The 20,249-nt window shown below is 42.8% G+C and carries 13 protein-coding genes; 1 reads left to right on the top strand and 12 read right to left on the bottom strand.

Translation table 11 applies throughout. The features are described 5' to 3' along the window. Positions 1 to 39 precede the first annotated feature (39 nt). The 9 genes from rodA to Cop2CBH44_RS16085 form a co-directional block, all read right to left on the bottom strand. On the bottom strand, positions 40 to 1,491 hold the full coding sequence (rodA, locus tag Cop2CBH44_RS16125) for a rod shape-determining protein RodA (protein ID WP_055099896.1): 1,452 nt from the start codon (positions 1,489 to 1,491) through the stop codon (positions 40 to 42). After that, a complete protein-coding gene (gene mrdA, locus Cop2CBH44_RS16120) occupies positions 1,472 to 3,334 on the bottom strand; it encodes a penicillin-binding protein 2 (protein ID WP_200755217.1) in 1,863 nt (620 codons plus the stop codon). The genes rodA and mrdA overlap by 20 nt, the downstream gene beginning before the upstream one ends. Next, positions 3,331 to 3,840, bottom strand: coding sequence for a rod shape-determining protein MreD (gene mreD / locus Cop2CBH44_RS16115; protein ID WP_055099892.1), 510 nt, complete (start codon positions 3,838 to 3,840; stop codon positions 3,331 to 3,333). Before mreD ends, mrdA begins: the two co-directional genes overlap by 4 nt. Continuing rightward, on the bottom strand, positions 3,833 to 4,681 hold the full coding sequence (mreC, locus tag Cop2CBH44_RS16110; protein WP_021930135.1) for a rod shape-determining protein MreC: 849 nt from the start codon (positions 4,679 to 4,681) through the stop codon (positions 3,833 to 3,835). Before mreC ends, mreD begins: the two co-directional genes overlap by 8 nt. Before the next feature lie 226 nt (positions 4,682 to 4,907). Next, positions 4,908 to 5,927, bottom strand: a complete 1,020-nt coding sequence (locus tag Cop2CBH44_RS16105; RefSeq protein WP_021930136.1) for a rod shape-determining protein — start codon at positions 5,925 to 5,927, stop codon at positions 4,908 to 4,910. Positions 5,928 to 5,979: 52 nt separating this feature from the next. Further along, on the bottom strand, positions 5,980 to 7,503 hold the full coding sequence (gene purH, locus Cop2CBH44_RS16100) for a bifunctional phosphoribosylaminoimidazolecarboxamide formyltransferase/IMP cyclohydrolase (protein ID WP_021930137.1): 1,524 nt from the start codon (positions 7,501 to 7,503) through the stop codon (positions 5,980 to 5,982). 237 nt (positions 7,504 to 7,740) lie between these two features. After that, on the bottom strand, positions 7,741 to 9,567 hold the full coding sequence (locus Cop2CBH44_RS16095; RefSeq protein WP_021930138.1) for a peptidase U32 family protein: 1,827 nt from the start codon (positions 9,565 to 9,567) through the stop codon (positions 7,741 to 7,743). After that, positions 9,564 to 10,481 (bottom strand): homoserine O-acetyltransferase MetA, encoded by a 918-nt coding sequence (metA, locus tag Cop2CBH44_RS16090; RefSeq protein ID WP_021930139.1) that lies wholly within the window; start codon positions 10,479 to 10,481, stop codon positions 9,564 to 9,566. The genes Cop2CBH44_RS16095 and metA overlap by 4 nt, the downstream gene beginning before the upstream one ends. Positions 10,482 to 10,592: 111 nt before the next feature. After that, positions 10,593 to 11,900: an acetylxylan esterase gene (locus Cop2CBH44_RS16085; RefSeq protein WP_200755215.1), complete on the bottom strand. Its 1,308-nt coding sequence runs from the start codon at positions 11,898 to 11,900 to the stop codon at positions 10,593 to 10,595. A gap of 246 nt (positions 11,901 to 12,146) precedes the next feature. Between Cop2CBH44_RS16085 and Cop2CBH44_RS16080 the strand changes: the two genes are divergently transcribed. Then, entirely contained in the window at positions 12,147 to 16,133 is a 3,987-nt protein-coding gene (locus Cop2CBH44_RS16080; protein ID WP_200755213.1) for a hybrid sensor histidine kinase/response regulator transcription factor, read from the top strand. 20 nt (positions 16,134 to 16,153) lie between these two features. Here the strand turns inward: Cop2CBH44_RS16080 and Cop2CBH44_RS16075 are convergent, their stop codons facing one another. Genes Cop2CBH44_RS16075 through Cop2CBH44_RS16065 form a run of 3 tightly spaced genes read right to left on the bottom strand, consistent with a single transcriptional unit; the run spans position 16,154 to position 20,246 of the window. After that, entirely contained in the window at positions 16,154 to 17,350 is a 1,197-nt protein-coding gene (locus Cop2CBH44_RS16075) for a glycoside hydrolase family 88 protein (RefSeq protein ID WP_246469141.1), read from the bottom strand. Positions 17,351 to 17,373: 23 nt separating this feature from the next. After that, positions 17,374 to 19,254, bottom strand: coding sequence for a heparinase II/III domain-containing protein (locus Cop2CBH44_RS16070; protein WP_200755212.1), 1,881 nt, complete (start codon positions 19,252 to 19,254; stop codon positions 17,374 to 17,376). Between the two features lie 50 nt (positions 19,255 to 19,304). Continuing rightward, positions 19,305 to 20,246, bottom strand: a complete 942-nt coding sequence (locus tag Cop2CBH44_RS16065; protein ID WP_200755210.1) for a DUF5017 domain-containing protein — start codon at positions 20,244 to 20,246, stop codon at positions 19,305 to 19,307. Positions 20,247 to 20,249: the final 3 nt, after the last annotated feature.

Here is a 20,249-nt window from a genome sequence, read left to right as displayed (position 1 = left end):
CAAAATAACCCACAAAATCTTACCTCAAACACCTTTATCTCAATAGCTCTCCAACCGACCGGCATCAATACGCAAAAGTATAAAAAGCAATATAGTAAAGCCCCATAAAGACGAACCTCCATAGCTGAAAAATGGCAATGGAATGCCAATAACCGGACACAACCCGATAACCATACCTATATTGATGGCCAGATGAAAAAACAATATACTCGCCACACAATAACCGTAAACCCGGCCAAAAGCCGTTCGTTGCCGCTCGGCAATATACATAATACGAAAGATAAGCGCAATAAATACAATCACGACCAATGACGTTCCCCAAAAACCTTCCTCCTCACCAATTGTACAAAAAATAAAATCGGTATCCTGCTCCGGCACATACTTCAGTTTCGTCTGGGTACCATTGAGAAATCCTTTACCCCACAAGCCTCCCGAACCTATCGCTATCTTCGACTGGTTCACATTATAACCTGCCCCGCGCAAATCCTCCTCCATGCCCAAAGCTACCTTTATCCTTATCTGTTGATGTGGTTCGAGAATCTCCGTAAACACATAATTTACCGAAAACAGAAACACCATGGAAGCTACGGCAAAACCGATAATCATCCATATTATCTTCACACGCATCTGCAAATATACAACTACAAGATAGAGACATGACACCAAAATTACCCCCACGGCAACATATACCCAGTCAAATATTACTCCCAAAAGAGACAATACATAACATATTGCCCCCGCGACAGCCACAAAAAGCGCAATATTTCGTGCCACAATCAAGTCCCGATAATTCACCAGAAGCATTCCGATAATCACCAGCATTATTAGTACCAGCACCGAAAGTTCACCCACTGACGTTATCCCCCACAAGACATCAGCATACTTCACCCCCACTACAAAATAAATAATCGCACACAAGCCGCCAAACAACACGAAGCCCGACATGCCCTCCCGATAAAGCACAAAAGCCAAAGACCCGTATACCAAAGCCGATCCGGTCTCCTTCTGCATCATAATCAGCAGCATAGGCAGCAATATCAATGAACAAGCCCGCACAAAATTAGCAGGTTTCACCAATACAAAATTATAGGAACTTATCAGTCTCGCCAACGCCAGAGCCGTCGCGAACTTGGCAAACTCCGCCGGCTGCAAATTTACCGGTCCCAGTACCAACCACGAACGCGACCCTTTTATATCCGGAGCCAGGAATATAGTTGCTACCAATAACAGCATCAGCACAATATATATAAAATAAGCCAGTGCCTCATACATCCGGGCTTCAAGCATAAGCAGTATAAAACCGATACCGAATGATAACCCTATCCACAATAACTGCTTGCCCGAACGTTCATTAAAGTCAAATATGCTTGCATTATCAAAATCATAGCTCGCCGCATAGATACTGACCCATCCGGCAAAAACCAGTATGGTATACAAGACTACTGTAATCCAGTCTATCGACTTCCATATATTAATTTCCCTTGATACCACTATATATCACTGTATTAGAATTCAACATATGCTCCTCCAGATACTGACGTTCGGGCGAAATAGCCCCCTTCAAGTACTTCTCCACCATAAGACTGCCGATAGGAACCCCGTAAGTAGCCCCGAAACCCGCATTTTCCACATAAACGGCAATAGCAATCTTCGGATTATCTTTCGGAGCAAATCCCATAAACGCCGAATGGTCCTTACCATGAGGGTTCTGCGCTGTTCCGGTCTTTCCGCAAAGCTCTATTCCCGGAATAGCACCTACACGGCAAGTTCCCCCCAATACGGCCATACGCATACCCTCAACTATATAATTATATTTATCAGACGATACTTTTGTATAACGCTTGGTCCTGTAATCAGCCGACAATACCGTATCCTGAATCTCTTTCACCACATGCGGAGTATAGAAATACCCCCTATTAGCTATAGTCGCCGCTAGATTGGCAATCTGTAACGGGGTCGCCAGAACCTCTCCTTGACCGATAGCAATAGAAATAATCGTCAATGCACGCCAACGTTTCTCACCATAAATCTTGCTATAATAATTACTGTTCGGAATAAATCCCCGGCTCTCACTCGGCAAGTCCACGCCCAGTCTGTATCCGTACCCCATCGACACCATGTAATCTTTCCACGTATCAAAGGCCTCGGCCGTACTCTTATATTTACTACGGCTATCTACCATCGACTTCAATCCATAACAGAAATAAGCATTACAAGATGTACTTATAGCAGGCATCAATGATAAAGGCGAGCCATGAGCATGACAACCTACCCGTAAACGCCCCGATACAAAACCATGATAACAGGGATACATCGTATGAGGAGTTATCACTCCCTCCTGCAAAAAAGTAAGTCCCTGAGTAGGTTTAAATGTCGAACCCGGAGGATAAGCCGCCATGATAGCCCTATCATACAATGGTTTGTACGGATTCCGGTTCAATGCCGCATAATTCTTTCCCCGGCTTCGTCCTACCAAAGTAGAAGGATCATAAGATGGGCTCGATACCAATGCCAATATTTCACCGGTAGACGGTTCTATTGCAACAATAGCACCTATTTTATTAGCCATTAGCCGTTCACCATATTCCTGTAAATCTATATCTATCGACAACTTCAGATTCTTTCCCGACTGTGGAGGTATATCAAAAATCCCATCCTCATAACGCCCCTTTATGCGGCCGTGAGCATCACGCAACAATATCTCCACGCCCTTCTCTCCACGCAAAAACTTTTCGTACGACTTCTCCACACCTAAGTCCCCCGTATAGTCCCCTCGTATATAGTAACTGTCGTTCTCTATATCCCGAGGAGAGGCCTCACGAATATTTCCCAATACATTAGCTCCATATGGATAAGCATACTGTCTCAACATACGATTTTGAATAAAAAATCCGGGAAATTTATACAATTTCTCCTGTAACCGGCCGTAATCTTCGGCCGACAATTGGGAAATAAACGTCTGAGGAGTATAAGCCGAATATCCCGGATTGAGACGACGGTCTTTCATCATCTGCAAACGACGGTCAAACTGGTCACGAGTTATCCCTATCGTACGACAAAAGTCCAGTGTATCGAACGGCTGCACTTCCCGCATAATCATCATCACATCATATGCCGGTTGATTATATACCAGCAATTTACCATTACGGTCATAAATCAACCCCCGAGACGGATATTGTATTTTTTTCAAAAAAGCATTACTATCGGCAAACGTTTTATAATCATTATCCGGTACCTGCAATACAAATAGTCGCACCAGATAAATAAGACCGATAATCAATATCGTACCCCCGATTACAAATTTACGCTTCTCCAGATTATAATCCTTTATCACTTCTTTCCCGGTTTTAAACAATCCGCAGCCAATACCAGCAAAAATGTAAACACGGCACTGGAACTAAATCTTAAAATCAACGTCAATGGACTGAAGAATGTAAAAGCCTCAATGACAAATATCAACACACAAAACAATATAACCATCAAAAAACTGTAGCCGATAAAATGGCTCAATCCCAATGACGAAATAGACGGCACTATCGATACAGCCTCGTCGCTGCGTGGCAATACCAGAGCCAACACAGGTTTCCTCATGAAAGCTATTGTCGTTGCCGCTAATGCATTCATACCCGGTGTATTACTGAATATATCCACAATCAGCCCCATAAGGAAAGCTATCGACATCACCCAGTTTGCAGACATCAAAGACGGCAATCTCAAAATAAAGTAAATATACAAAAACGGTGTTGCATAACCGAATAAAGATATATCATTGAGTACAGTCACTTGCAACAATACCAGTAAAACAAACAAAAGTATGTAAGTCAACACCATCCTATTCATTGCCCATAGCCTCCCTCTCCAATGCATTTTTCTCTCGTTGCCCTTTTGACTCTATAATCCGGACATCATTCAATCGATTAAAATCGGTCGACAGCTGTACCCGCAAGGCATAAAAATTATCATTTCTCTGTTTCGAAAAGTCTGAAATCACACCCACCATGATTCCCTCCGGAAAAACAGCCGAATAGCCACTGGTTATAATCGTATCCCCCTTGGCAAACTTCACATGCCGGGGCATCTCCTCTAAAACAGCATACCGGGCATCTTTCCCATCCCAAACCAACGAACCGAAATAACTGCTGCCTTTTACTTTACAGCTCAGCCTCAACTTGGGATTCAACAAGGAAATCACCACGGCAAAGTTATCTGATACGGCATTGACAATACCCACAATACCATTTTGATCCACCACACCCATTTCCGAATGCAATCCGTCCCGGCTTCCTTTGTTCAATGTTATATAATTATGGGAATTAGAAACACTGTTATTTATTACCTGCGCTACAATAAAATTATAATTGGAAAATATCGAGTCTCTCTCATGTCTTTCCAGTAGACTGTCCCCCTCAAGCCTTCTCACTCGTTCGCGCAAGTTAGCCACTTCCACCTCCAATGCTCCATTACGTTTCTGCAAATCCCGATTGATTTCCCGCAAACCGAAATATCCCGTAATACCACCCTTTACAGCATATACCTGTCCGGCCACTTCATTGGCCGAACTGAAAAACACACTTTGCTGATAAGGATTATACTTGACCAAAAGCACAAAACTCAACACCGCATATATCATATAAAGCAGCCAAGAGCTATGTCTGATCAAAAAATAAATCAGTTTACGCATCTATCTACACCTGTATAATTAACCCAATTTTATAATATCTATCGTTACCACAACGAGTCATAAAGTGTAAAACGCCTTTTTCATATACATTTTACACCTTACAACTCGCAACATTTACTATAAATATACCCTCTTTTCTAACTCACTATCAACCGGAAATGCAAGTACACCTTCCACTTCCTTAAAAATGAGCACGATAACTTTCCGCTAATCAAGGGAAAATAAATTACCTTATCAAGAATGAGAACTTATCGATATTTTTCAAAGCGATACCCGTACCCTTGGCCACAGCATGCAACGGATCCTCTGCAATATGGAACGGAATACCGATTTTATCAGTCAATCGCTTATCCAAGCCACGCAATAGTGCGCCGCCACCTGCCAGATAAATACCATTACGCACCACATCGGCATATAACTCCGGTGGCGTTTGTTCCAGAGCACTCAACACAGCAGCCTCGATTTTAGAGATAGACTTCTCAATACAATGCGAAATCTCCTGATACGAAACCGGAACCTCCATAGGAAGAGCGGTCATCTGATTAGGCCCATGCACAATATAATCTTCAGGAGGGTCAGCCAGTTCTGTGAGAGCCGAACCTACATTTATCTTTATCAGCTCAGCTGTGCGCTCACCCACTTTAACATTATGTTGTCGGCGCATATACTCCTGAATATCAGCTGTAAGGTCATCACCTGCAATACGAATAGAATTGTTCGAGACAATCCCTCCCAAAGAGATAACTGCAATTTCAGTAGACCCGCCGCCAATATCCACAATCATATTTCCTTCCGGTGCTTCCACATCAAGACCGATACCGATAGCTGCTGCCATAGGCTCATAAATCATATACACATCGCGACCTCCTGCATGCTCCGACGAGTCACGTACAGCACGTATCTCTACCTCTGTACTTCCCGACGGTATGCCTACCACCATTCTCAGAGACGGAGCAAACCAACGGCCTTTAGAACTCACCATTTTCACCATGCCCCGTATCATTTGCTCAGCAGCATAGAAGTCGGCAATCACGCCATCCCGCAAAGGACGTATAGTACGAATATTCTCATGCGTCTTGCCATGCATTTGGCGGGCTTTCTCACCCACGGCCAGCAATTTGTCGGTACGCTTGTCAAGAGCCACTACCGAAGGCTCATCCACCACCATCTTGCCATTATGCATGATAATAGTGTTGGCAGTACCCAAATCGATAGCGATCTCCTGTGTAAAAGAAAATAGTCCCATCTTATATTCTTTTCAATATTAGTTTATGCATTGTGGGCATTCCACAATACGCTTAGTGTTTAAAATGACGTATCCCGGTCATCACCATAGCCACACCGTTCTCGTTACAATAATCGATAGACAGATTATCCTTCACCGAACCACCCGGCTGTATCACAGTATCAATACCTTCCTTGTGTGCAATCTCTACACAATCGGGGAAAGGGAAGAATGCATCCGACGCCATCACTGCCCCGTTCAAGTCAAAACCGAACGACTTAGCTTTCTCGATAGCTTGCTTCAAAGCATCTACTCGCGAAGTCTGACCCACGCCACTGGCATACAATTGCTTGTTCTTAGCCAACACGATAGCGTTAGACTTACTATGTTTTACAATTTTATTTGCAAATAACAAATCTTCTATTTCTTCAGCAGCAACAGCCTTTTCCGTCACCTGCTGCAACTCTTCCGGTTTCTCGATATGAGTATCACGCTCCTGCATCAACACTCCGTTGAGCAATGAACGGAATTGTCTTTTTGAAGCTGGCATCTCTTTCTGTACCAATATTATACGGTTTTTCTTCTGAGTCAGTACCTCAAGAGCACCCATATCATAATCGGGAGCAATAATTACTTCAAAGAAAAGCTTATTTATCTCTTCAGCTGTTTCCTTGTCCACAGCACCATTCGTTATCAATACACCGCCGAAAGCAGAAACAGGATCACCTGCCAAGGCTGCCTTCCAAGCCTCTATCAAAGTGGGACGCGATGCTATACCACATGCATTATTATGCTTCAATATGGCAAACGTCAACTCATCGAAATCTCCAATCAACGATACGGCAGCATCGATATCGAGCAAATTATTGTACGAAATCTCCTTACCTTGCAACTGGTCAAACATTTCGTCAAAACGGCCGTAAAAGACTCCCTTCTGATGAGGATTCTCCCCATAACGTAAAATCTTAGCATTATTTTTGGCCTGCCGGAAAGCACTGCCCTGACCATTATCAAAATAGTTGAAAATAGCCGTATCATAGCCCGAAGACACAGCAAAAGCCTCCTTAGCAAACCATTTACGATCTTCCAATGATGACTCGGCACCCTTCTCGCGTAATAAATCCATCAACGGACCATATTGGGCTTTAGACGCAACGATAATCACGTCTTTAAAATTTTTGGCAGCCGCACGAATCAGCGAAATACCACCTATATCTATTTTCTCTATAATAGCACTCTCGCCTGCACCCGAAGCCACAGTCTCCTCAAACGGGTACAAATCCACAATCACTAAATCTATTTCGGGAATCTCATATTGCTTTATCTGTTCCAAATCACCTTCTAACTCACGACGGCACAAAATACCACCGAAAACTTTAGGATGCAATGTCTTCACACGCCCGCCCAAAATTGACGGATAGCCCGTAAGACTTTCTACCGACTGGCAAGGAAGCCCCAACGACTCGATAAACGATTGTGTACCACCTGTAGAAACAAAGCTCACACCTTCAGCGTGCAGTTTTTTCAAAATTTCATCCAAACCATCCTTGTGATATACCGATACTAATGCGGTCTTAATTCTCTTGTTCTCAGACATATATACAAATTTAGCATTATCAAATTACAAAAGTACTAAATACTTGTGATTCACACACACAGAAACAGCAAAAGTTTTACAAAAAAATATAGCATGTCTGACAAGCATTCTGTCTTCACACACAGCCCAAAGGAAAATCGTATTTTCTTTCTCAGACAACAGCCGGAATATAATCTATCTATACCTTTCAAAACAGGTACTTTATTATCACACAACAGAAAAACGACATTCAAAGTATTACTCCTTATAGATTTTCATCTCACACAGACGACAATCAAACTCCAGTCTGAACCTCGAATCCTTATAACTCAAGAACAAAGGTTCTTTCGGAACATCACCTCGCCGGACGAGCTTAGGACACCAGCCCTGCATATATTTGATACAGTGGCGGGTAAACATTAGTGGAACATTTCCCTGCGACGATACTTCAAAAGCCGGTTGTACCGACCGTACACCACATTGTGCGTAAAACTCCGACGCCTTACCATTAGCTACATTTCCCAAATAAGACAACTCCTTTACAGGAAAAACCGGTCGTTGTTTATCGACATCCTTACGAACATCACGCCTGAAAGCAATTCTACGGGCCAGCATCAATCGTTCCACCACACACCTGCGCATATCGGCCAAAACAGACGAAGGAATAAACCAATTTTCTTCAAGTCTTACCTCTATATTTCGAACCCGAAATACCGTATCTCCCAGTTTAGACAATAACCTCTGTTGATTTTCCAATTGCAGCGTTCGTGCTACCTCCTTAGTACACTCCCACGACATCGTAGCCTGTACCCCGGTCTCATCTGTCATCTCCAAAGCAAAGCCGAAGGCCGTATCATAAAGTGTTATATCCACATACAAGAATCTTTCAGCAGACTTCCGGCTCAGAGCCTTCTCAAACTCATGATTATAATTCCTATATAACCGAGTCTTTGGAGATATATCCGGCATTTGCCCCGGGAACAAACGATTCCCTTCCACCCTATTTACTCGGAAACCTTCAAAGACACCCTTTCTATTGATAAAACCGATACCGTCACCATTACTGAAAGAATGTACACCCGACACAGTAATAAAACGGTCGGCGACACTCTTGACCACCCCTACAAACTCACCCACCGATTTCGGCGTATCCGGTGAAATGATAGCTTCCGATGTCCGTCCGTTCAAAAAATAATGAGTAAAACTCCTGTTGAAACTCTTCGATACATCCGGTGTAAAAAATAACTCCGTATGACCATCCGACGACCGGGCAAACTCCTCCCGTCGCTTAAAAATCTCATCCAACCGAAGACGATAATAAGCCGTAACATTTTTCACATACGACAACTCTTTAAGTCGACCCTCAATCTTCAATGACGAAACTCCCGCATCCAGCAAGTCCTCCAGCCGGTCACTCTGGTTCAAGTCCTTCAAGGATAGCAAATGCTTATCCCGCACCAATACCCGGCCATCGGCATCAGTCAATGTATAAGGCAGACGGCAATATTGTGCACACTCCCCTCGGTTGGCACTCCGCCCACAAGCAGCAGCACTCATATAGCACTGTCCACTGTAACTTACACACAATGCACCATGTACAAATACCTCCAAAGGTACATCTACAGCCCGGTGTATATCCCTTATCTGCTGCAAAGAAAGTTCCCGTGCCAAAACTACCTGAGAAAAACCCGCATCAGCCAGAAAACGAACTTTCTCCACCGTACGATTATCGGTCTGCGTACTCGCATGCAAAGCAATAGGCGGCAAATCCAACTGCAAAAGGCCCATATCCTGTACAATCAGAGCATCCGCCCCCGCATTATACAACTCATACGCAATTACCCTTGCCTCCTCCAGTTCATCATCACGCAATATCGTATTCAATGCCACATACACACGTGCCCCGAAACTATGGGCATAAGCCGCCAACCGTTCGATATCTCCTACACTATTCCCCGCAGAAGCCCGGGCTCCAAATCTCGGAGCCCCGATATACACCGCATCCGCACCGTGGTTAATAGCCTCCATCCCGATATCTGCATTTTTCGCGGGAGACAACAACTCTATCTTACGTCGTACCGTCATTTTATCTCCCTGATATCGTAAGGTGTCTGTTGATATACGAAATAGTTGAGCCAGTTCGAGAATAACAAATTCGCATGTCCTCTCCAACGCACAACAGGTCCCTTTTCCGGATTATTATCTCTATAATAATTTTTCGGTAAATCGATATCGAGACCTTTCGATACGTCCCGTCGGTACTCCCCGTCCAATGTATAAGGAGAATATTCGGAATGACCTGTAATAAAAAATTCCCGGCCACCGCGAGCCATCACCATATACACCCCCGACTCTTCCGATTCGGACACTATGGACAACTCCCGAATACGGCGTATATCCTCTGCCCGTACCTCTGTATGTCGGCTGTGCGGCACATAAAACTCATCATCAAACCCTCGAAAAATAGGATTCTGCACATCATTCACCTTATGTTTGAATACTCCGAACATCTTTTTCCCCAGTTTATACTTCGGAACACCGTAAAAATGGTATAAGCCTGCCTGAGCTGCCCAGCAAATATATAAAGTAGAAGTAACATGCGTACGAGCCCAATCAAAAATTTCCGTTACCTCATCCCAATAATCCACCTCTTCGAAATCCATCAATTCTACCGGTGCACCCGTTATTATCATACCATCATAAGTCTCGTTACGAACCCTGTCAAACTCCTTATAGAACATCTGCATATGTTCCACCGGTGTATTTTTAGAAGTATGACATGCCGTTTTCAGAAAATCAATTTCTACCTGCAATGGCGTATTCGACAACAACCGTATCAAGTCCGTCTCGGTCGTTATTTTCAACGGCATCAAATTAAGAATAACAATACGCAACGGACGTATATCCTGAGAAGACGCCCGTAAGTCATCCATCACAAAAATATTTTCATTCTTCAGCAGCTCGACTGCAGGCAAATTGACCGGAATATTTAATGGCATACAAAATTGATTTTATACTTCTACGTCGGCAAAGTTATAAAAAAACGACAAAAGGCAGATATTTATCCGCCTTTTGTCTTCAAATACCGTGTTTGCAATACAACAAATTCCTCATTTCAGATTAAACTGCTTCAATATAAAATCGTTCCCGGCACGATACTGCTCAGGATAAGCCCAATGCGCCGTTTCTTGCATAAGCATCAAATACTTGGGAGCTGTCACCACATTATATACCGAATAAGTAGAAGTAGGTGGGCATACCTGGTCATTATATCCCCAAGAAAAAAACACCGGTACTTTGAGCTGGCGGGCAAAGTTGACAACATCATAATAACTGATTGTCTCCAGCTTCTCTTTGGTATTATTCGCCCGATTCACAGTCTCCGCATTACGAAGCATATGAGGCCATCCACCTGCACGATTATGCAAATATCCCGTCATATCGCTCAATGCAGGATAAAAAGCCGACAAGCATTTGATACGAGAGTCAAGGGCAGCAACAACAACCGATAACGCTCCCCCTTGGCTGCCTCCTGTAACGGCCACCCGCTCACCGTCGAACTGAGGCAACGAGAAAATAACATCCACACCCCTTTTACAACCAATATAAACCCGATTATAATAATAATTATCTCTCTGGTCTAAATTATAGGTATTATAACTCTGCAATATTCCTGTTCTCAAATCCCGATACAACCGGTCGGGATATGTCACCGGAATACCGTGGATACCGACTTGCAACGTAATAATACCCTTCTCTGCCATATCTATCACACCATTATACGGGCGCACCCCTGCTCCCGGAACATGCAATACTGCCGGATATTTACCTTCAGCCTTAGGTATACACAAAATCCCGTAAAATCGAGCACCGCTCTTATTTACAGCATAACTAACCTCATACACATTCACCTTCGCAGTACAACGGTCAGGCAATAATTGCATTTCCACATCCAAAGGGACCCTATCGGCAATTTCTTTCTGCCCTTCCCAATATTCGACAAAATCTTTCGGATAAGGCACAGTAGGCTGTATCTTCTCCGGCTCAAAACCGACCGTAACCCAGTTCGAATAAGTCGTTCCATCGACAACCACCGTAGCTCTGCAGGTCAAAAATCCCGGTTCTTTCACAGTCCCCATGTCTATCGTACCCGTACCATCTTTCAAAGTTACCTTCTTCGTCAATGTCGGAGCCATCATCTCCGGGCCTATAGCATAAGTCAGCATGACACTGCCCACAGGAGTAGTACTTTTCTCCACAGACACCTTCAACCGAGGTTTCTCACCCACTTTATACGTCCAGTCCTGATGGTCAGGAACCATACGTATATTTACAAAATCTTTATTCATGTTTCTTTGTGCCGATAACAACAACGTGCACAAAAAGAAACCCACAAAAAGCATAACGTTTTTTCTCATGATATATAATTAAATAGTAGAAAATTACATCTCATTTATATGATGGCCCGAAAAATACTTGTAAATAGAAAACATTATCATGGCACCAATCCCTTTTCACATCCAAAAGTAATAATAAATGTCCAATAACGACTCTTGTCAACCAAAAAAGTAAAAAAATTACTAACTTTGCATACTCTCTGTACCATTCAAACCCGTACAGGATTTTTATAAATTTGCATTTTGTCAGTTTCATACCATGAAAATATGAAAAGATTTATATTCTGCACATTATTGCTGTATTTTTATATAGGACAGACATATAGTCAACAATACTGGTTCAATCACATTACAACAAACGATGGATTGTCCCATATTTCCGCCAACGACATATATCAGGATGAAATCGGTCGTATGTGGTTTGCAACCCGTGCCGGCCTCAATTGTTATGACGGCAATAAAATAAAAACATATCGTTCCAATACTCAAAAAGATAAGCAACTGAACATCTCGCTAATCAATAACATTACTGGGGATAAAAACGGGCATCTTTATTTACGGACCCATCAATCTTTCATAAAATTCGATATGCAGACCGAGACATTCACTACAATCATAAAAAACAATGTCTCGGCTATATATCAGGGGAAAAACCAAACTTGGCTTTGCGTAGGAGATACCATATACCAATATCATCCCGGTACATCACCCACCCTTACACGCACCGCTATTCTTGACAATCCCCATAACCAAATATATTACAATATATTTGAAGACTCAGACCAAAACTGTTGGATATGTACCAACAAAGGTCTTTACCTACTTGATAGGAACAACAATATACACCATTACATCCCCGAATACTCCATCAAACACATTTTCCAAGATACACAAAATTATTTATGGGTATCAACGTTAGGTAAAGGATTGCTAAAACTCAACCGTTCAGGACAGATTTTGAAAAACTATCGCAAAGGTCAAAGTGCCCATACCCTCATCAGCGATTCTGTAAGATGCGTCTGCGAAGACAACACCGGGAAAATATGGGTTGGTTCCCAATTCGGATTATGCAGACTCGACACGGCACAGCACACCTTCGAACACTTCCATTCCAATATAGATTCCCCGTCAGCCCTTACATCCGAATCTATCACTGCTCTTTACAAAGACATTCAAGGCACGATATGGATCAGCACCTATTTCGGAGGTATCAATTATATCAATTTCCGGTCTCAGCCATTCACATACTACCCTCCCGGCAAATACGGGCTCGACTTCCCCGTCATCACCAAATTCGTGGAAGACAAGCGCGGCACTATATGGATAGGGACAGAAGGAGGTGGACTATACTCATACTCTCCCCGCACTTCCCGATTCAAAAATTACAGAAAAGGCCTGTCCAGACTCAATCTCAAAGAAATATATTACGATTCCGAAAGAGACTGCCTTTGGATTGGATTTTCAGAAAACGGACTCAACCGTTTCGATATAAAAACCGGGCAAATTACGGCATATTCTGCCAAAATGAAAAATCTTAAAATTACTTCTTGGGAAAACAAGCTCCTTATCGGAGCAAGCCAAAGGCTCGGAATATTCGACCCCGAACGTCCCTACAATTCTATCATTGCATTTCCTGACAAAAATAAATATGGATTGGAACCCAGCATACTGAGCCTGCTCAGCGACAATCAAGGAAACATTTGGTTCGGAACGTATAACGGGTTATACACCTATAACCCCCATCTCGATAAACTCTCTTTTTACAATTATAACCGGACAGATACATCAAGCTTAAGCGGAACTATTATTACATCGCTCTACCAAGACAGTAAAAACAGAATATGGGCCGTAGCTATGGACCGGGGACTCAACCTCTTCCACCCCGTCAATAAAACCTTCGCACACTACTCTCATTCAGCGGACGGGCTATTGGACAACAATATTACAGCCATAACTGAGTTACCTTCCGGACGCCTGCTTTTAGGTACAAGTGCCGGACTATCCATACTCGACCCTGAAAAAGGGCAATTTACCAACTACGATTACAAAAGAGGTTTTCCTCTGACTATGGTCAACGACGGTTCGCTCCTCGTATCACAAAATCAGGATATATACGTAGGAGGAGTCACCGGATTAGTCATATTCAAAGAAAAGGACCTGTTACAGACTCCGATAAAACCATCGAAAATCTGGTTTAATAATCTGTATGTAAATAACATTGAAGTAAATACATCTGACCCGGATAACATCCTCAATAAAAATATTTCGTTTACCAATAATATAAAACTCAAACATGACTACAATGTATTTTCGATACAAATTGCTACCGATAATTACATAAAATCAAACATCCTCAACATCCAATATCGCTTGATAGGGTACAATGACAAGTGGCTTACTCTGAACGACCATCAGATGCCCACCTATACCAGTCTCCCCCCCGGAGACTATACTCTCGAAACCCGTATCAAAGAATATCCAAGCATCTGCAAATCAATCAACATCAGCATACTGCCACCACTTTACAAAACTTGGTATGCCTACCTCTCTTATATTATCTTGATTGCCGGTTTTAGCTATTGGTTTTACAGACAAATACATACCCGGTTATATCTGAAACAATCTCTCGAATTCGAGAAAAAAGAAAAGCTTATGACCGAAAAAGCCACGCAATCAAAGCTTCGCTTTTTTACCAATATATCACACGAATTCAATACCCCTCTGACTTTAATATTAGGACAAACCGACTCTCTGTTGAAATCATACAATCTATCACCTACAGCCACACATAAAGTCCTGAACATATACAAAAATGCCGATAATCTCAAAAAGCTCGTAGAAGAACTTATCGAGTTCCGAAAACAGGAGCAAGGGTACATGAAACTGAAAATATCACATACCGACATTTCTGTTTTCATCGAAGAGATATCAGCACTTTTCAAAGAATACGCTGCTAATAAAAAAATCAAATTTACCACCCAATGCCCCGACAAAGAAATAAAAATATGGATAGACACACGTCAGATGCAAAAAGTCTTCAACAATCTACTCTCCAACGCTTTTAAATTCACTCCTTCGAACGGAGAAATAAAAATAGTCGTATCCGACACCGATAGTTCTGTAGACATTGCCATTTCCGACACAGGCACTGGAATAAAGCCCAACGAACTAAACCACATTTTCGAGCCTTTCTACCAGTGTGAAGAAACAGAAACACAACACAAAGGCACCGGTATCGGACTTACATTCTCAAAAAGCATCGTCGACGCCCACGGCGGACATATATCTGTAAACAGCCAATTCGGGAACGGTACGACCTTTACTATAAAACTCAAAAAAGGAGACGCTCATTTCAAAACCTCCGTTACCCGTATACAAGAAGAAAATATACAAAATTTACAAGAGTCCATACAACCCGACAGCACCTTTTCCGAAAATATCATTGAGTTACCCACTCAAAAATTAGGGAAAATGCTCATCGTCGAAGACAATAAAGAACTCGTACAACTGCTTGTCGAAACATTCACTCCTTTCTACGACACTGACGTAGCCTGCGATGGCATAGAAGGTTTACAAAAAGTACGACGAAACAGCCCCGATATCATCATATCCGATATCATGATGCCTCGCATGTCCGGAATAGAATTATGTACAACCATCAAAAAGAACCTCGACACATGCCACATTCCAGTCGTATTGCTTACCGCAAAATCGGCTATTGAGCACAAAATAGAAGGTTTGAAGATAGGTGCCGACGATTATATTACCAAACCTTTCGATATCAATCTGCTGGTTATCCGATGCAACAACCTTATCAACAATCGTAAAATCATGCAACAAAGATACCGGGAAGACCCCGATTTCAATATTCCCCAAATGGCAACCAACCCGTTAGACCACGAACTGCTCAATCGGGCAACCGAAATCGTCCGGAAAAATCTCTTCAACGAACAATTTAGTGTCGATACATTTGCCACCGAAATAGGTCTCGGGCGCACGACCCTCTTCACCAAACTAAAAAGTATTACAGGGCTCACTCCGAACAACTTCATCATGGACATACGACTCAAAAAAGCGGCCGAAATGCTGACTACCCGTACCGAAATGAACATAAGCGAAATCGCCTACGACTTAGGATTCTCAACCCCGAAATACTTCAAAAAATGTTTTAAAGACCGTTTCGCATACACCCCTACCGAATATAGGCAAAAAAATCAAAAAACAAGATCCACACAGCCATATAAAGATACATAATAATATCTCACATAACTGCACTATACTTTATCATACCATTTTTTATAACGTAAAAGAGCCTCTACATAATAATAATCGGCATAAGATAAAGGAACATCCACCTCCGTATCTATCGGCATATTACCGACTGAATGCTTCAGAACAAAATGAGCATTTGTTCCCGGTGCAGCCAGATACGCATCCGACGACAATGTCCGCAATTGTTTTTCTGCCATTTTCAAACAAGACTCCGAAAGTTTCTTGTCTTTCGTTACAGTACTCAGCTCTATAAAAGCAGAAGCCATAATAGCCGCTGCCGAAGCATCACGTTTGGCATTCGGAATCTCTGGTGCATCAAAGTCCCAATAAGGAATTCCATCTGCAGGCATGTTCCGATGATGTAACAAATAATTCGCAATATTTTCAGCCATAGTAAGATAACGACCAATACCTGTCTCACGATACATCATCGTATATCCATAAAGTCCCCAAGCCTGTCCCCTTGCCCACGAACTCTCATCTGCATATCCCTGGTTCGTATTCTTTTTCTCTACTTCTCCGGTAATCGTATCATACGACACTACATGGTAACTACTGTAGTCCGGACGATAATGATTTTTTATGGTTTTATCTGCATGTTTCAGGGCAATATCTCTATATTTCGTACTGTCCGAATTCTTACTTGCCCACAACAATAATTCAAGATTCATCATATTATCAATAATTACCGGATATTGCCATTTATCTTCATGAGAATCCCACGAACGTATCAGTCCGGCTCCGGCATGATAACGCGTCGAGAGAGACTCAGCTCCTTGCAACAATACCGACTTATAAAACTGATTTCCCGTTATTCGCAATCCGTTTCCAAAACTGCAATAAAGCATAAAGCCCACATCATGATTATCTGTCGTATTCTTCTCCCTCTCGACACGTTGAGTATATATTTCTGCATACTTTTTCAGTTCAGAATCGCCCGTAGCTTCATACAAATACCACAATGTTCCCGGGAAAAAACCACTCGTCCACCATCTCGAATCCGAAGTCGTCAACCGGCCCTCTTTATCCATACTTCTGGGCAATAAATCCGGCTTCCCCAACAGCTCTTCAGCCATGCCCTTCGACTGTATCACAGCCCGTTCCAAACCTCTCTCGATTACATTCTCCATAGGTTCCTGTGTCGTACACGCACTCCATACAGTCACCACACACATCATACTAAAAATCAAATTTCTCATCACATTAAAAATATCTATTATATTTACAAATAACTGGTTACTTTCCACTCCGACAGCGCAGGCACATCCTGCCCCGAAGTAGGAGAACACTCCGGTATCAGTCTTACCTGTAACGTACGTGATACATTACCTGGAATCCACGTATCAAATCCTATCAAACTGCATCCTTCATTCGAAGCATCATACTCATACTTTCCGATGGCAGGCCATACTTTCAAAACCACATCCCTCGGTTGTACGACTTCCACTAACAAACGCCTTTCACCCTGGGAAAGACAAAATGTATTCCGGTCTACAACTTCCACAGCCGCTTGGGTAGCCATTGACCAACGTACACCCGTCGACATCCGGTTCAATGTCTTTATCTCATCTTGCACCACGACAAAGCCATTATCTATAATAGCAACACCACGCCTTACCTCCTGCAACAGGCCTTCGTACACCGGGGTAAGGTCCAACACGGCATTCATAAATAGCGGATTATCCGAATAAGAAATAAAAGAAGCATCCCCGTCGACACGCTGTAACTGTCCATCAACAGCCAATGTATTATGCGAAAAGTTATTCATACGAAATACCTTCCAACGTTCCGAATCCTGTTCCGTCCCGAAAATCGAAAGACCATAAGACTCCAGCGAATTATAATCCTGCATACCCAGGTCTATTCCCCAACGTACCCCTTGAGCCTCCAAAACAAACGACCCTACGTCCATATGTCCATGACTCTCCGCCGGAGAGCCTCCCTTCACACCGACATAAATAGCATCCCGATTACTCCATGATGTACGCATCACAGCCACAGCATTTGCATTACGAGCCACCCATACATTTTTACGGGGGGCAACCACATCTATCGAACCGACTTCAGAAGCCCATAATAATAAAAAAGGAAGTAAACGGTACGAAAATGACGTAGCCCGTTCTATCTGCTGCCGCTCTATCCATAAAAGCGAAGAATCATGTTCCCGCTGGGCAAACCAAAATAATGTAGGATTCATCGACGTACCGCTGTCAGTATCCGAATAATTGAAAGACAACAATGACGGAGCTATCATCTGCAAAGCATACTGCCCTGAATTATCAAATCCCGGTACATCAATCAACAACCCGAAGTCCGTCTGTAACGCCTTCTGCAATGCTGAGAAAAATATAGCTTGATAAGAAGTGCCGTATCCCCAATAACCATATCCCTCCGGATAATTTCCATCTATTCCATAACCGGACAGAGCCAGTTTTATTGAAGCTACAGACCGAGTTATTATCTCCTTCGCAAATTCCTCATCATCCTCATAAAGAGCCAGAGCACCTATAACCATAGCCGCATTACATACTTGATTCCAATTATTGGCCTTCCAAAGAAAATCATTATTTTCTGAATCCATAGAAGGCTCCAACCCTTTCTTCAAAATAGCGTCCTTTATCAAAGCCCTTTCTGTATCCGGCAAGTCGTCATATAACCAATCATACCCTATAGACATGGCTACTGTCATCTCCGCAACATCCAGAAAGTGAGAAGGATTCCAGTCACTGAAACTTGCAACAGCCAACATCTCCTGCCGGGCTCTTTTCAAAAAACGGGAATCAGCAGTCATCCGGTATGCATAAGACCAGTAAAATATACGCTTAATGCACTCACGCGATACATCCAGCAACCTCTTACCGGTCAATACCCGTTCAGAAAGAGGCTTAGACAACAAATTTTCCGCAGTAGACAATATCCCGTTATGTACCTTTGCATACTGCACATCAGCCAATATCGCTTTGATATTCTCCTCTTCTCCTTTCAATAAGAACAAACGAGGATGACCGGGCACATCGGCAGACGACCGCCACACAGCCTCCATTCCGTTCATATCCTTGCCGGCCAAAACATCCGACTGGCACGATAATACTAACGGTACCATGAGAATAAAAATAACAACTAAATTCACATATCTACACATCACCCTAACACTCATGGTAAAACTTCAATTTCTACACTTTTCACCACCTCCGAACGATGTCCGGCAGTTACGTTACTACCGACAAAAACTGCCGTATACCTACCCGGAGTCATATACGTATGTACATATTGCTTTATATCAGCATCAGCCACACCCTTCACCGGAACGGCAACATCAGGCAAGAGCGGCAAGACTCCCGTATCTATACCTTTCGAAATCGCCCATACCTCATTCCCCTGTTCCGTAGGTCCGTCCTTTCCTTGTAACCTCACCAACGAAGCCGATACAATACTGATACTTTCCATATTTGTCCCTTTTCCGAAATCAACAATATTAAATCCTGCAGTATAAGCCGTAGTAGAGATATCGGCAACCTTCATATCTCCCTCCTTCGTTTTCGCATTCAGTAAAAGACGGTTGATACGCCAACTCGGAGCACCCGACTCTGATGCTATTGGAAAACACAAATATCGAAACGCAATATACAACGGTTTCCCCGGAATTACAAAATCATCCAGGTTTAAAGTTCCCGATTCTGTTTCATTATTCGACCCGGCCAGAGTAAAATGACTCGTGACATCCTGCCATGTCGCCTTCTGTATTGCCCCTATATCTTTATAATTACCATTAAAATCTGTCGACAAAAGCACATATCGCTCACTTTTCTGTTTAGCATTACTAAGCAATGACCCGAAATTAAGCTCCAAAGATTCTATCGGTAATTGTCGCCCCGCATCTTTGTACCGATAATCATTACCCCACTCACCCGAATAGAATGAAATCAATTTCGCATTACCCGAAATATTGAAAACTACACTCTTTCCTGCCGGTACAACTACCTCATCAGCCCACACTTCCAGTTCCGCATTATCTACTTCCATAGGGTCGTTACACGCAAACATGCTTGTCAACAACAATACGCCCCCTCCTATTATATTACTAAAAGTCCCCATACT

This window comes from Coprobacter secundus subsp. similis (assembly GCF_015097275.1).
Lineage (GTDB): Bacteria > Bacteroidota > Bacteroidia > Bacteroidales > Coprobacteraceae > Coprobacter > Coprobacter secundus.
The sequence above is the reverse complement of the archived record's forward strand: the minus strand, read 5'-3'. Positions and strand labels throughout refer to the sequence as shown.

Coding starts and splice junctions, on each gene's coding strand:
- mreD (WP_055099892.1), bottom strand. CDS start 3,840: ATGAATAGGATGGTGTTGACTTACATACTTTTGTTTGTTTTACTGGTA.
- mreC (WP_021930135.1), bottom strand. CDS start 4,681: ATGCGTAAACTGATTTATTTTTTGATCAGACATAGCTCTTGGCTGCTT.
- Cop2CBH44_RS16105 (WP_021930136.1), bottom strand. CDS start 5,927: ATGGGACTATTTTCTTTTACACAGGAGATCGCTATCGATTTGGGTACT.
- purH (WP_021930137.1), bottom strand. CDS start 7,503: ATGTCTGAGAACAAGAGAATTAAGACCGCATTAGTATCGGTATATCAC.
- Cop2CBH44_RS16095 (WP_021930138.1), bottom strand. CDS start 9,567: ATGACGGTACGACGTAAGATAGAGTTGTTGTCTCCCGCGAAAAATGCA.
- metA (WP_021930139.1), bottom strand. CDS start 10,481: ATGCCATTAAATATTCCGGTCAATTTGCCTGCAGTCGAGCTGCTGAAG.
- Cop2CBH44_RS16085 (WP_200755215.1), bottom strand. CDS start 11,900: ATGAGAAAAAACGTTATGCTTTTTGTGGGTTTCTTTTTGTGCACGTTG.
- Cop2CBH44_RS16080 (WP_200755213.1), top strand. CDS start 12,147: ATGAAAAGATTTATATTCTGCACATTATTGCTGTATTTTTATATAGGA.
- Cop2CBH44_RS16075 (WP_246469141.1), bottom strand. CDS start 17,350: ATGAGAAATTTGATTTTTAGTATGATGTGTGTGGTGACTGTATGGAGT.
- Cop2CBH44_RS16070 (WP_200755212.1), bottom strand. CDS start 19,254: ATGGTACCGTTAGTATTATCGTGCCAGTCGGATGTTTTGGCCGGCAAG.
- Cop2CBH44_RS16065 (WP_200755210.1), bottom strand. CDS start 20,246: ATGGGGACTTTTAGTAATATAATAGGAGGGGGCGTATTGTTGTTGACA.